Below are 13,836 nucleotides of genomic sequence, written 5' to 3' on the forward strand. Positions count from 1 at the left end.
TTGCATTGAAACTGCCACAGCTCACATATTATACGCTTGGCGAGGGCGTTACGGCTTTCTCATCGACTCGACACGGAGGCGCAAGTGTTGGTAATTACAGTACGTTTAACATCAACCTATTTTGTGGAGATGATGCAGAGGTTGTTCGAGTTAATCGCATTGCGCTCTGTGAAGAGTTGAATATTGCTCCTGAAAGATTGATCGTACCCCACCAAACACACGGTGTGGGACTGCAAAAAGTAGATACTGCCTTTTTGATGAAACCGCAGGCAGACCGCGACCAACTGCTGGAAGGCGTCGACGGTGTAATGACCGATGTCTCGAATGTATGTGTCGGCGTGTCGACAGCTGATTGTATTCCTATTCTTTTGTATGATCCGATACATCAATCTGTGTGTGCTGTGCACGCAGGATGGCGTGGAACTGCGCAACGCATTGTGCAAAGAGCTATTGCGAAAATGCACGTTTACTATGGTACCGAGTCTACACAGCTTCGAGCCTGTATAGGTCCCGGCATTTCTTCGGATCACTTTGAGGTAGGGGATGAAGTTTATTCTGCCTTTGAAAAAGCAGGATTCGAGATGTCTACTATCGCTCGTCGTTACACCAAATGGCATATCGATCTTTGGGAATGCAATCGACTTCAATTAGTAGAAGTCGGTGTTTGTCCTGCGCAAATCTATGTCTCAGGCATCTGTACTTACAAGCGGGCAGCTGATTATTTCTCTGCTCGTCGCTTAGGAACAGCCTCCGGGCGCATCTATTCGGGTATTTTGCTCCGATGAACAACAATTACGAAACGCTTGAAAAAATGAAGACCAATTCACGACAAATTATCACTGTTACACTGTTGGCTATCACTTTATCGGCTCAATCAGCTGCTAAAGATAAGTTTACAACTGCTGAAACGTGGCAGATCAGTATTCCTACACCGGGACTTTTTGCACGTTCCAATGCTTTCAATATTGATCTTGGCCAGCTGCGCAGTCGTGAATACTCGTTTCCTTTGCCTGTGGGTAAGATTGAACAGGCCGGAAACGGCGACTTAGACATTGTTACTTCCAAAGGCGATGCTGTGAAAGCGATGTTTGAAGGCGTTGTCCGACTGAGTCGAAGCACGCTTTCACAGGGCAATGTTATTGTCATTCGTCACGACAACGGACTTGAAACCGTTTATGCACACAATGCTCAAAATCTGGCAACCGTAGGTCAACGGGTTAAAGCCGGACAAACTATCGCCATCGTGGGAGGTGACGGCAAGCGGGTCTTCTGTCGTTTTTCGGTAATGATAAACGGTGGAAAGATCAACCCTGACGTGATCTTCGAACTTAAAAGTCACCGTTTACGCAAGCAGATTTTACTCTGCGAGAAGCGTGGTTCGCGTGTCAATATCACTGTGGAAAAGGGTGATTATTTCGACGACTGGGATGACAGCAAGCCTGTGAAGAAAGAAACTGAACGCGAAATGGCTAAAAGCGACACGCCGAATAAACTCAATTTGTCTGATTTCAGCAAGCGAGAGTGGAGTTATCCGTTGCCCGGCAGTCACGTGATTAGCCCTTACGGTGGCAAACGTCGGCATCCGGGTGTAGACATCAAAACCAAACCTAACGATGAAATCTTGGCCGCTTTCGATGGTGTTGTTACCCGTTCGTGTCCCTATTTCGGCTATGGTAACTGCATTGTTATCAAACATCCTAATGGCTTGGAAACGCTTTATAGCCACCAATCCAAGAATTTTGTCAAGGTAGGCGACTGCGTCAAAGCCGGTCAAGTGATTGGATTAACGGGGCGAACAGGTCGTGCCACGACTGAGCATTTACATTTCGAGGTCTATTTCAAAAGTCGACGCATAGACCCGGCAATGGTCTTCGACCATCTCAATAAGTCGCTCAGACAAGCTACTTTAACTTATTCTAATGGGAAAGTACGGTCTAAGACCAATTATTATGCACGCGGGAAATGAAATGACGAATGGATTGCATTATGCGCAATGATTAATGAATAGATGTAGAATTAATCCCTCCTCTTTCATCATTCATCCTTCATCCGGATTTATTGCGCGTAGCGCAATAAATCCTATTTCCCTTTCCGTCTGTTAGCACGTTGCGTTCGATATTTAGCTTTTTGCATCGCAGATCCGCTTCCGTGTGCACCTGTGATGTATTTTTTCTTTTTTGCTTTGGTCTTTACTTTGCCTTTATCGGCGTTGTTACCTTTTGGGGCTCCTCGAAATACGATTCCGCCGCCTGCGATTATGTCGTCGATGTCTGTCATAAAATAATAAGTATCGGCCCTTTTTGATTCTCCCGAAAGGAGATAGACTTACGGAACTGGTCCTTACTGTTTTGAAGTTTTTTCTTATTTATTTTCCACTTACTTCTTTTTTCATCATTTCCCTCTTTCTCCTTTGGTGTGAAAGAGAGGAGGCTCATCTTTAATGATGAAACAATCTTACCCCTGTGAATGCCATTGCGATACCGTATTTATCGCAGGTCTCAATCACATTGTCGTCTCGAACCGAGCCGCCGGCTTGGGCAATGTATTCTACTCCGCTCTTATGGGCGCGCTCGATGTTGTCGCCAAAAGGAAAGAAAGCATCGCTGCCGAGAGATACTTGGCAATTCTGCGCTATCCAATCGCATTTCTCTTCACGTGTCAATGGGGTAGGACGGGTATCGAAAAACTGCTGCCAAACGCCTTCTGTCAACACGTCATTGTAGTCTTCGCTGATGTAAACGTCAATGGAATTGTCGCGATCGGCCCGTCTGATGTCAGCTTTGAATGGCAGATTCATCACTTTGGGATGTTGGCGGAGCCACCAAATATCGGCTTTGTTACCTGCCAATCGTGTGCAATGGATGCGACTTTGTTGCCCCGCTCCGATGCCGATAGCCTGCCCGTCTTTGACGTAACACACTGAGTTGCTCTGCGTGTATTTCAGAATAATCAGCGAAATGATCAGATCTCGCTTGGCGTCGGGTGTAAATGCTTTGTTTCGTGTGGGTATATTATCGAATAAAGTGGGGGCATCGAGCCGGATTTCGTTGCGTCCCTGTTCGAAAGTGATACCGAAGACCTGTTTGCGTTCAATCGGATTGGGACGATAGTCAGGGTCAATCTTAATGATATTATATGTTCCTTTACGCTTGTCTCGTAATATTTCAAGAGCTTCGGGACTGAAATCGGGTGCAATCACACCGTCGGACACTTCACGTTTGATAAGTGTTGCCGTGGCGGTATCGCACGTATCGCTCAAAGCAACGAAGTCTCCGTAACTGCTCATACGGTCTGCTCCGCGTGCGCGAGCATAGGCACAGGCCAGCGGAGAGAGTTTCATCGGAATGTCATCTACGAAATATATCCGTTTCAAAGTGTCGTTCAGAGGTAGCCCGATAGCTGCTCCTGCGGGTGAGACGTGTTTGAACGATGCAGCAGCAGCAGTCCCTGTGGCAGCTTTCAACTCCTTCACGAGTTGCCAACTGTTGAGAGCGTCGAGAAAATTAATATAGCCCGGTTGGCCATTGAGCACCTCGATGGGGAGTTCTCCTTTATCGATGAAGATGCGCGAGGGCTTTTGATTCGGGTTGCAGCCGTATTTGAGTGCTGACTCTTTCATAATAAGCGTATTGGTTTCTGTGTGCAAAGATAATGTAAAAAAATGATTTTTACCAGATGATGGCTGTCTTTTTGCGATAAGCCTCATCCCCAATTTTTATCCGATAGGAGAGGGGAGAATTACAGGTTTATATATGCTTGGAAATCAGATAGATACAAAAGTACTTGCGATTGACGGTTAAACTGCGTATGATTAGCTGTTAATCACCTTACGTTTAACCGTTAATCACGCGCCGTTTAACGGCTTTTCGCCGGGCGATTAACGGTTAATGGAAAGGTATCGGTTGCTTATTATAGGAATAAAGCATTTTTATCCGTAATTTGTTTATATTCTTTCTGGTACGCTTTTTGTAGCTTTACAAACGTATTACGATAATAAAACGATAATGAAGTTGATTAAAAACGAGACGTTCGGAGGTGAAAGGCCGTTGTTCGGAATCCACGATACGCGTTTGGAAAATATTGAGATCACCGACGGAGAATCGGGTATCAAATGCTGTTCCGATCTCGAAGCCGACAGATGTAGGTTCTATGGTAAATATCCTTGGTGGCACGTCGACGGTTCGGTGATTACTGATTGTTATTTCGCCGAAGGATCGCGCAGCGCCATTTGGTATTCGGATAATATGCGAATGGAAGACTGTGTGATTGACGGACCTAAGTTTTTCCGAGAGATGAAGAATCTGACATTGAAGAATGTCACCATCAATGACGCCGACGAAACATTTTGGAAAGTCGACGGATTGACAGCTAACAATGTCACATTGCACGAAGGTACTTACCCGTTTATGTTCTGTACCAACGTGAAAGTCGAAGGATTGGTGAGCGACTCTAAATATATCTTCCAATATGTAAAGAACGCCGAGATACGGAATGCTAAGATAACGACAAAGGATGCACTGTGGGAGACTGAGAATGTGACTGTCTACGACAGTGAACTTAACGGCGAATTTTTAGGTTGGCATTCAAAAAACTTGCGTTTGGTAAACTGTCGTATCACTGGTGAACAGCCTCTTTGCTATGTCGAAAACCTTGTTTTGGAAAACTGTTCGTTCGGTTCCGACTGTGACAGAATGTTTGAAGACTCTACCGTTCAGGCTGATATTCGCGGTGCGGTTACCAATATTAAGAATCCTATCAGCGGTCGGATTATAGTCGATGCTGTCGGATCGGTGACGATAGATGCGTATATCAAACAGCCTGCCGACTGTGAAATCGTGGTCAGAGGACAGCAAGATGTATGTGCATAAGTGGTTTAAACCGACGAAAAACAGGATGAACAATGTTTAATTTCGATACTTCTCCTATGCGCCGAGGCACCGATAGCTATAAGTGGGATACGCCTTCGGCTGATGATATCATCCCGATGTGGGTGGCTGATATGGATTTTTCGGCGGCTCCTTGCATCACTGAGGCTCTGCGTCGGCGTGTAGATCACGGCATCTTCGGCTATACACGGGTACCCGAAAGTTATTATTCGGCCGTTATCCGATGGTTTAATCGGCGGCACGGTTGGCACATCGAACGCGACTGGATACTGTACACCTCGGGTGTGGTACCCGCTGTTTCGGCTGTCATCAAGGCTTTTTGTCAACCCGGAGACAACGTGTTGGTGCAGACACCGGTATACAATTGCTTCTTCTCTTCTATTCGAAACAATGACTGTGAGATAATGGAGAGTCCGTTGATCTATACAAACGGCACATATAAAATTGATTGGGAAAACTTTGAACGGTGTGCTTCCGATCCTCGAACACGGCTTTTCCTGCTTTGCAACCCACATAATCCGGCAGGACGGGTATGGACACGTGAAGAATTAGAGAGGCTGAACGACATCTGTTTACGCCATAAAGTAAGAGTTGTTTCTGATGAAATACATTGCGAATTGGTGATGCCGGGGCATTCGTTTGTACCGTTTGCAGCCATATCTGTTGCCTGTCGGAATAACAGTATTATCCTGAACTCGCCCTCAAAATCATTCAATACGGCGGGATTGCAGATTGCCAACATTATCAGTAACAATCCTTCGGTGCGCCGAAGAATAGATAGAGCCATTAATATCAATGAAGTTTGCGACGTCAATCCATTCGGCGTGGTGGCTCTCCAAGCTGCTTACAATGAAGGGGAAGCGTGGCTTGACGAGCTCAATGCATATCTTTGGGAGAATTATCTGATGTTGTGCGATTTCTTTCGGAATCGTTTACCGCAGCTGAAAGTGACGAAATTGGAAGGAACTTATTTGGTCTGGGTGGATGTTCGGGCCACAGGCGAAACTTCGAATGAAGTCGCTCGTCGGCTATCGGACGATGGTCGTGTGATGGTTAGCAGTGGAACGATGTATGGGAAAACGGCCGGCGAGGGATTTATTCGTATCAATATTGCTTGTCCACGTCGTCGGATGACGGAAGGATTAGAGCGTATTGCCAAAGTATTAGGTTAACGAACGGGCCGGAAAGGATAACCAGCCGATAGGGTATAGATATAGAAAAAGGGTGAGCCTGTACAAGGCTCACCCTTTTATTCCACTCGAGAAGGAATGTAACTTTACGGCAGACTAATTGCCTCACTCGGACAAACAGAAGCACAAGTGCCGCACTCTGTACACAGATCGGGGTTGATCGAGTACTTTTCTCCCTCTGAAATCGCCTCTACCGGGCATTCATCTATACACGTACCGCAAGCAATGCAGTCGTTACTAATTACGTAAGCCATAATCACTAATATTTAAATGTTCATAATGTTTTGTACAATGCCGGGGTGTAATACCTACTTTTGTACGATGCAAAGGTACAAATTAATTTTGATATACCTATATTTAGGTATGTCTTTTTTGTTAATTAACGTTTCTTCTCACGTGGTTTTGGTACAATAACAACTGTTTTTGCGCGTTATAAAGAGAAGATGAAAAGACTTGATTTCACGTTTTTAGCACTGATTTTCAGTGTGGTCGGGGCTGCCGCTCAGGTGCAGAAAGTGCAGAATAAACCGTATATTGATTTGCGCCCGTTCCATTTCGGTATTCTGGTCGGTACGCATTTGCAAGATATCGAACTGCAAAATGTCTGTTCGCAACTCATTACTGGTGATGACGGAAAGGTTACTGAGATTGTTATCAATACCGATCAAGACCGTTGGGATGCTGGTTTCACCGTGGGAGTGGCGGGAGAGCTGCGGTTGAGCACGCATTTTCAGCTGCGTATTGCACCCGCAATGTATTTCGGATCGCGGCATATCACGTTCAGAAACAGTACCGTGACCGATGCCGAAGGTCGTCCTACGGAGCGCCATCAGGATTTGAAAACGGTCTATTTATCGACGGCTACCGAGTTGATTTTTGCCGCTCCGCGATTCAATAATCATCGTCCCTATCTGTTGGCAGGTTTTAATCCGATGCTCAATCTCAGTGGGAAACATAACGACTATCTGCGCCTGAAACGCTATGATGTCTATTTTGAAGTAGGAATCGGCTGCGATTTGTATCTTCCTTTTTTCAAACTTCGTCCTGAATTGAAATTCCTTTTCAGTCCGCTTAACAGTCTTGATAAGGGCCATGGCAAGCGGATGAAAGATAAAAATATGCTTCCTTACACCTTATCGGTAAAGGAAGCACACACTAAGATGATTGTACTTACATTCTATTTTGAATAAGTCGCAAAGGGAAATAAGCAGTAAAGAGAGTAAGTAATAAGCAGAGATATAGTTGTTTTGAGAGATTTTTGTGCGCCGCTTGTTTTGTTTTTTGCTCTTACGTTTAACCTCTTAAAGCAAGTTTAACGCTTTTAGGTTTTCACTCTTTTAACTTTTCTACTCTGTTAAAAGCTATTTCTTGTCGAAATTCAGAATCAGTCGCCCTACAAAAACAGCATTTTTGCCGTTCTGGTCGACTGGAATTTCTTTACCATCGAGGTTTTTTGCATACTTCAATGTCTCAAAATAAGTATGCGAGTGACCACCGAGTACAAGGTCGATGTTACGCGAACCGGCGATCATTCGTTGGTCATCCATCCCTTTCAAGCCCCAACCTAAATGCGAAATGCAGATCACAACATCGCATTTCAACTTGTTTTTGAGTAGTGAGGCTGTTTTTTCTGCACTTGAAACAGGATCGAGATATTTCACGCCCTCATAATTCTTGTGAATCACCAAGCCGTCCATTTCTGGATCGATACCGAATACGCCGATCTTCACTCCATTTCTTTTGATGATAGTATAAGGCTTGACAATACCTTCCAAAGGGGTTCCTGTAAAGTCGTAGTTGGCACAAAGAATAGGGAATTTGGCTTTTTTGAAGATGCGAGCCATATTCTCCAAACCGAAGTCGAACTCGTGATTGCCCACTGTCGACGCGTCGTAGCCCATCTCATTCATCAACCCTATCTCTACATCTCCTTTGAAAAGGGTGTAGTAAGGAGAGCCTTGTGAGAAATCACCGCTATCGAACAGCAACAGATCGGGATGTTTCTTGCGTTCTTCCTTAATCATTGCTACGCGCCGAAGAAAGCCTCCCCGACCCGCTAACATTGTATCTGTGAGGCTCGTATTGAGTGGCATAATGCAACTATGTGTGTCGTTTGTGTGAAGAATCATCAGTTTTCGCTGTGCCGATACACTCAAAATGCAGACACAGAACACAGTTATCAGGATATAAATTCGTTTCATTCTCTATTCTACTTTTATTCGTTCGTCATTCGGTCCGTCGACACTTCGGCCTTGCGCGGCAGCTTCCCGGAAGTAATCTATAATTATGAAGCGTATGTTGTTCTCATTACTGGTGGGCGAAACAACATCTGTTGCACTTTTAAATGCTTCCATCTTGTCATTTCCTTGCGCTACATAATCGAGTGTGGCAATGCGATATGTCTTGGCCGGATCAATGTTTTGGCCGTTCACTTGGGCGCTTTTCAGTTTTCCGTCGTGCGTAATCACCAATCGCACACTGCTGCTCACGCCTTCTCCTCCGGTAGAAGCGATTTCGCGAAATAGTTGCAACACTTTGGTCCCTGACAGCGTGACGAAGCAGATCTTGTTCTCAAACGGTGCCATATCTACCACATCTCCATAGGTCACCGGTCCTTGAACGAGGGCAGCACGGATGCCACCCATATTGTAAACGGCGAAATCGGGATGCTCATTAAACAGTTTTCCGCCCCAAACCAAGATGTCGGTGAGCAGGTTAGAAAGTGGACTCCACGGGCGATGGGCCGTTATCGTGCGGACTGCTGATCCTACAACGGGGCTCATTATTGAATCGACACGATGCTTATAGGGTGCAATGAAAGCGGCGGCAGCGGCATCCGGCTGTGCGTCATACCGTTTGTCGATGAGGATTCGGCTGCGTTCCACACTCGAAAGTGTGTAATGTGAGCCGCAGGATGTGGCAAGTATGAAAGTCGCCGACAGTCCGAAATATCGTATTGGTCTATGCATTGTTTATGGTGTTTATGTTTGTTTGATTGTGCCTGATGGTCTCTTGCAGAGCGAAAAGGCGTAACAACTGCGTGCAAAGATACGAATTTCTTTCCGAAAATATTGAGCGGGCACGATCGAAAAGAAGGTATTCGGAAAGAAACGAATGAATAAATTTGGAACGTTCAACTAAAAATCGTATCTTTGCAGCGCTTTTCGGCGTAATCGCTGGCAGGAAGATGAGTGGCCTGGTTATGTTGCGTTGGAACGATAACAAATTTAATGATCAAGTAAAATGGATTTAATTAAAGTTGCTGAAGAAGCATTTGCAACCGGCAAACAGCATCCGGAGTTCAAAGCCGGAGATACTGTGACTGTCGCTTACAAAATTATCGAGGGTTCAAAAGAGCGTATTCAGCTTTATCGCGGCGTTGTAATCCGCATCTCTGGGCACGGAGACAAGAAACGTTTTACCGTTCGTAAGATGTCAGGAACAATTGGTGTGGAGCGTATTTTCCCGTTGGAGTCGCCGAATATCGATTCTATTGAGGTGAATAAGCATGGTAAAGTGCGTCGTGCTAAACTGTATTATTTGCGTAAGCTTACCGGTAAGAAGGCTCGAATTAAAGAAAAGAGAGTTGCTGCAGAGAAGGCTTGATAGTCTTAAAAGGAATAAGAGAGGAGAGAAGAGATATGAAGAATCACTCTCTATAATTCTAAGAAAGAAAGTAAAAGAGGTTCAATCATTAATGATTGAACCTCTTTTTTACGTTAGTTTTCTTCTGTTTCATAATTCGTTTGACCGTTGTCTTCTCCGTGAAGAGCACCTTGAAAATCTGCCCAACTCTGATAACCGACAAAGAGAGCAATCTTATCAAGTGTATCTTTGGAAAGTTTTCCGGTACCTCGAAGATGTTCCCAAGCTCGTCTCAGTCCCGTCGCGTTCAGGTGGATATGATCCTTTAAGAAGACCGCAGCCAGTTTTTCAAAGTCGGAAGTCAGTTCGATTGTCTTTCCTACTTTCTTTTCTACTTTTTCAAGAAGCAGTGTTAAATCTCCTTTCATAGCTTACTGACAGTTGTAAAACACGTTGCAAAGATACGCTAAGTTATTTGAATGGCAAAACAAAAAGAATACGATTGAATTTGAAAAGATGAAAAAAGAAAGATGAGACTTATTTTTTCATTTCTCATTTGTCATTGATCGTAAATCACTCATTTGAAAGTTAATAGTCGAATGGTTCTTGTCAAGGGAATCTAGGATGTGTAAAGATAAATCGAGTTACTTACATTATTTAAGTGTTTGATCGTCTGGTATGTATATAATAAGATGTAGGAGTGTAGTAAAAATGGAAGAGAATGTTTTTATATCATAGTGTTGGTGCTGCTGATTCGTCTTTTGTGGGAGTACATTGGGAGCTTAATTTTGTGTGAAACAAGAAAAGGGACAAGGAGAAAATTCCTTTCTCCTGTCCCCTTGTATTGTAGTATAATGATGTATCTTTATTTACCTAAGGCCTGTTTGGCTACTGTATTCTCGGGATCAAGCTCTAACACTTTCTCCCAATAGCCTTTGGCTGTGGCGTTATCATTCTTCAGCATATAGTAATAACCTAAATAACGATAGGCCTCAATGAGACGTTCGTCATCGCGATTCCCTTTTTCCGTATGACCTTTAATAATCTCAATCAACTTCTCATAATGTGGCTTGGCTGCGCCGGTCTTGGTCTCAGGATCGAGGGCAAAGCCGATATGGGCACGCTGATAAGTAGCAAAGTCGGCTGCACTTGGAAATTTCTCAGCCATCTCTGCATATACTCCGTCGGCTTTGTCGTACGCTTCCTTCTGGGCTGTACCTGTCAGTTTCTCGGTTTGTGCCATATACATTGTAGCCAATGTGTTGTAATCAACTGCCGTAATCTGCTTTAAACTTTTGAGATATTTATCATAAGTAGCCGTAGCATTGGTAAAATCGCCTTTCTCATTATAGGCATTTGCAATATTTTTCAAGGCGTCGCTCTTGTCGGCGTCATTGTCTTTGTTTTCTTCCAACGACTTATTGAACATATCGATAGCCTTGTCGTATTCCTTATTCCCAAGGTAAGCATAGCCATAGTAGAGGTAATCGCTTTCAGTGATCTTAGTAGAGTCGCTCTGGTTGAACAGTTTGTCGGCATAGTTCAAAGCCTCGGGATAACGCTTCAAATTGGTGAGATTGAAGAACGAAATACGGTTTAACGCCGGGTTTCTCGGAAATTTTTGGTTACCGAACTGTGCAATTTCGAGACTCTTGTCGAATTCACCTTTGAGGAAGTAATCTAATGCAAAGTTGGTTAATTGGTGCGGTTCCATCTTGTTCCTGTCTACCTTATTATAATATTCCAACGCCTTTGTAAGGTTACCGGCCTTGTCATAAATCTCGGCAGAGATGATATCTACGGGATAGTCCGGGCGCTGTTTGCGGAGCTCTTCGAGCTTGGCTACAGATGCCGACGGGCTTACTTTGCTATAAATCATTGCGTACTTGCGATAACCTTCGGGATTCTTGGGATCGAAATAGATGGCACTTGAATACCAGCTTGATGCTGCCCCGCCATTGTCTTTCACAACTTCAATGTCACCCAACAGAATGTAACCGGGGGCGCAATTCTTGTCTCTCTTGATAGCTTCTTCCGCATATTTTTTAGCGTTTAGGGTGTCTTGAATGTTGAGGTAAGCGCGTCCTAAGCCAACTAAAGCCTCTGTATTCTTTTTGTTTTGCTTGTAGAAAGCTTTTACCTGTTCTGTTGCCGCAGCAGGATTAGACTTATTCGCAGCTATCACTTTGGTGATAGCATCTACCTGATTCTTGACATCTTGTGCCATCATTGTAGTGCTGAATCCTATCATCAGCGCTACTGCTAATAGATATTTTCTTGTTTTCATCGTTTCTTCTGTTTTAATTCCTGAATCTATATGATCTTAGATGTTCCTATGCTATAAATATTTTGTTCATTCGGTGACATTAACGTTTCTTATATTTATATTGCCAGCAACGGGCAAAAGTCCTGTTTTCATCACAATCATTTGGCCTTTGGGTGATCGGATGAAGTTTGCAAAGCCCCACGGAAGACCGTTGATGGGGTCGTTGAGCAGGCAGTAAATAGTCCGGATGAGCGGATAGTTGCCGTTATATATATAATATTGGTAAGGTTTCCAGCTATTGGCCGGCGTTGCTTTTTGCAACTTACTTACCGACATCAGACGGATATTCTTGTTGAATGTAAGATTGGTTGTGTCGCGTTTATCATTCAACCAATTGCTGCCGATGATACCGATCGCACCGGCATTTTTCTCTACATAGTTAATGACATCTGCTGTTTTATTGGTTGCAATGACATTAGGACTGGTAATGGGGTTACCGTGGAGGATGCTGTCTTCGGCAAAATGAACAGTACTCGACTTTTTATTGTCGAAAACGAGAACGATGTCTCCGCGTTTAGAAGAGGGATAAATATCGCTCCATTTCTTGACTTTACCAGTCAGAATACGAGCGATGTCGTTCACCGTAATACACGTATCTGTATTTGTTTTATTTACAATCAAAGCCAAACCGTCATAGGCAATGGCGAATGATTGTGGCATAAACCTGCGGTCTTGTAAATTTTTCTTTTCGTTGGGTTTGAAATCTCGTGCTGCAATCATTAAACATATGCTGTCTTTGAGCAGTAAATTGATTCCGTCGGATTCACTGGTATAGATAGGATTTACTCTTGCTTTTGTATAGATACTCTCGAAGATGTCACGCTCTTCTTCTATAATGGGACTAAAACTTTCGTCAGAGGCGAAGTGAATCACCCCTGACGAATATGTGTCTGTTCGTCCACCCTTATGTTTCTGCGGTTTGCAGGATACGATGAGGGTGGTGAGCAGTGTTAATCCTACAATGATGTAAGATGTTGTTTTATTCATATCAATTATTGAGTCTGAATGTAACAGGTACGTTGAACTTCACACGTACGGTAGAACCATTCTGTCGGCCCGGAGTCCAACGTGGCATACTCTTAACAACACGTACTGCTTCTTTGTCTAACGACGGGTCGGCAGAGCGCGCGACTTGCACATCGGTAATCGAACCATCTTTTTCTACAACGAAAGAAACGGTTACACGGCCTTGCACACCATTCTCTTGTGCTACTGCCGGATAGTGAGTATTGCTTTGGAGGAATTGCATCAAGGCTGCTTGACCACCAGGGAAAGAGGGCATTTCTTCAACCATATCGAAGACTTTGTTCTCTTCTACCTTGGGAGGTTCGGGTTGTGCAATGACTTCCTTAGCTTTTAAGACTTCACCGTTGGCATCATCGTTACCTTTGACATCAAATGAACCGATGGCAGCTTTATTCTGCATCAGCTGGTCTTGCGTCTTGATTTCATCTTCAGGTTTTACCTCGCTGTCCTTCTTAATGACTGGTGCGGTAAATTTGACAGAACTCTTAACGCGTTCAACTACTTTCTCCGGCTCTTGTACCTTAATTTGTTTCTTGACTTCGGCTTTCTTTTGCTTCTGCTCCAAGTTAGACAATTCGGTGACCTGAGTTGAAGCAACCTTCTCTGTATTTGCATCAACAATCTTCTTGATAGCGATTACTGAGAAAGCGAGAAGGGCAACGACAACTACTATAATGATTGAGATGATATTTCTTCTGGAAGTCCCTTTGCGTAGCTTGTAGGCTCCGTAAGCTTGGTTCTTGCCTTCGAAGATCAAGTCAACCCAATCGTTCGAAATCAAATCTATTTTTGACATAGCTTTTTTCTTTTAATAGTTTACACT

Annotated in this window: 15 protein-coding genes; 6 read left to right on the plus strand and 9 right to left on the minus strand. The window is 44.0% G+C overall.

The genetic code is table 11. The features are described from left to right. The first annotated feature begins 5 nt into the window (after window positions 1–5). Together pgeF and RWY97_RS02335 are read left to right on the plus strand one after the other, a co-directional pair. Window positions 6–785 (plus strand): peptidoglycan editing factor PgeF, encoded by a 780-nt coding sequence (pgeF, locus tag RWY97_RS02330; protein ID WP_021584574.1) that lies wholly within the window; start codon window positions 6–8, stop codon window positions 783–785. Between the two features lie 26 nt (window positions 786–811). After that, complete coding sequence (locus RWY97_RS02335; RefSeq protein ID WP_315565303.1) at window positions 812–1,966, plus strand: M23 family metallopeptidase; 1,155 nt, start codon at window positions 812–814, stop codon at window positions 1,964–1,966. A 113-nt stretch (window positions 1,967–2,079) separates the two neighbouring features. Here RWY97_RS02335 and RWY97_RS02340 read toward each other — a convergent pair whose 3' ends face one another. Then, window positions 2,080–2,277: a hypothetical protein gene (locus RWY97_RS02340; protein WP_021584587.1), complete on the minus strand. Its 198-nt coding sequence runs from the start codon at window positions 2,275–2,277 to the stop codon at window positions 2,080–2,082. A gap of 160 nt (window positions 2,278–2,437) precedes the next feature. After that, window positions 2,438–3,706: a phosphoribosylaminoimidazolecarboxamide formyltransferase gene (locus RWY97_RS02345; RefSeq protein WP_315565305.1), complete on the minus strand. Its 1,269-nt coding sequence runs from the start codon at window positions 3,704–3,706 to the stop codon at window positions 2,438–2,440. A gap of 298 nt (window positions 3,707–4,004) precedes the next feature. Here RWY97_RS02345 and RWY97_RS02350 point away from each other — a divergent pair, with 298 nt between their 5' ends. Further along, window positions 4,005–4,868 carry a DUF3737 family protein gene (locus RWY97_RS02350; protein ID WP_021584528.1) on the plus strand — a complete coding sequence of 288 codons (864 nt, stop codon included), beginning with the start codon at window positions 4,005–4,007 and terminating at the stop codon, window positions 4,866–4,868. 32 nt (window positions 4,869–4,900) lie between these two features. Next, window positions 4,901–6,058 (plus strand): MalY/PatB family protein, encoded by a 1,158-nt coding sequence (locus tag RWY97_RS02355; RefSeq protein ID WP_315565307.1) that lies wholly within the window; start codon window positions 4,901–4,903, stop codon window positions 6,056–6,058. Between the two features lie 104 nt (window positions 6,059–6,162). Here RWY97_RS02355 and RWY97_RS02360 read toward each other — a convergent pair whose 3' ends face one another. Next, a complete protein-coding gene (locus tag RWY97_RS02360) occupies window positions 6,163–6,330 on the minus strand; it encodes a 4Fe-4S ferredoxin (RefSeq protein WP_081691721.1) in 168 nt (55 codons plus the stop codon). Window positions 6,331–6,519: 189 nt separating this feature from the next. Here RWY97_RS02360 and porT point away from each other — a divergent pair, with 189 nt between their 5' ends. Then, window positions 6,520–7,266, plus strand: a complete 747-nt coding sequence (gene porT / locus RWY97_RS02365; RefSeq protein WP_315565310.1) for a type IX secretion/gliding motility protein PorT/SprT — start codon at window positions 6,520–6,522, stop codon at window positions 7,264–7,266. Between the two features lie 171 nt (window positions 7,267–7,437). Here porT and RWY97_RS02370 read toward each other — a convergent pair whose 3' ends face one another. Both RWY97_RS02370 and RWY97_RS02375 read right to left on the minus strand, forming a co-directional pair. Next, complete coding sequence (locus RWY97_RS02370; RefSeq protein WP_021584556.1) at window positions 7,438–8,277, minus strand: bifunctional metallophosphatase/5'-nucleotidase; 840 nt, start codon at window positions 8,275–8,277, stop codon at window positions 7,438–7,440. A 3-nt stretch (window positions 8,278–8,280) separates the two neighbouring features. Further along, complete coding sequence (locus RWY97_RS02375; protein ID WP_315565313.1) at window positions 8,281–9,045, minus strand: 5'-nucleotidase C-terminal domain-containing protein; 765 nt, start codon at window positions 9,043–9,045, stop codon at window positions 8,281–8,283. A 274-nt stretch (window positions 9,046–9,319) separates the two neighbouring features. Here RWY97_RS02375 and rplS point away from each other — a divergent pair, with 274 nt between their 5' ends. Continuing rightward, window positions 9,320–9,682 carry a 50S ribosomal protein L19 gene (rplS, locus tag RWY97_RS02380; protein ID WP_021584559.1) on the plus strand — a complete coding sequence of 121 codons (363 nt, stop codon included), beginning with the start codon at window positions 9,320–9,322 and terminating at the stop codon, window positions 9,680–9,682. Window positions 9,683–9,795: 113 nt separating this feature from the next. Here the strand turns inward: rplS and RWY97_RS02385 are convergent, their stop codons facing one another. The 4 genes from RWY97_RS02385 to RWY97_RS02400 all read right to left on the minus strand — a co-directional run bounded on the left by RWY97_RS02385 (window position 9,796) and on the right by RWY97_RS02400 (window position 13,809). Next, entirely contained in the window at window positions 9,796–10,089 is a 294-nt protein-coding gene (locus RWY97_RS02385) for a hypothetical protein (RefSeq protein WP_314079727.1), read from the minus strand. A 437-nt stretch (window positions 10,090–10,526) separates the two neighbouring features. Further along, window positions 10,527–11,948, minus strand: a complete 1,422-nt coding sequence (locus tag RWY97_RS02390) for a tetratricopeptide repeat protein (RefSeq protein ID WP_315565316.1) — start codon at window positions 11,946–11,948, stop codon at window positions 10,527–10,529. Window positions 11,949–12,014: 66 nt separating this feature from the next. Continuing rightward, window positions 12,015–12,974: a PstS family phosphate ABC transporter substrate-binding protein gene (locus tag RWY97_RS02395; RefSeq protein ID WP_315565317.1), complete on the minus strand. Its 960-nt coding sequence runs from the start codon at window positions 12,972–12,974 to the stop codon at window positions 12,015–12,017. A 1-nt stretch (window position 12,975) separates the two neighbouring features. Beyond that, complete coding sequence (locus tag RWY97_RS02400; RefSeq protein ID WP_315565319.1) at window positions 12,976–13,809, minus strand: energy transducer TonB; 834 nt, start codon at window positions 13,807–13,809, stop codon at window positions 12,976–12,978. Between the last annotated feature and the right edge of the window lie 27 nt (window positions 13,810–13,836).

The organism is Hoylesella pleuritidis (assembly GCF_963541955.1).
Taxonomy (GTDB): Bacteria; Bacteroidota; Bacteroidia; order Bacteroidales; family Bacteroidaceae; genus Prevotella; species Prevotella pleuritidis.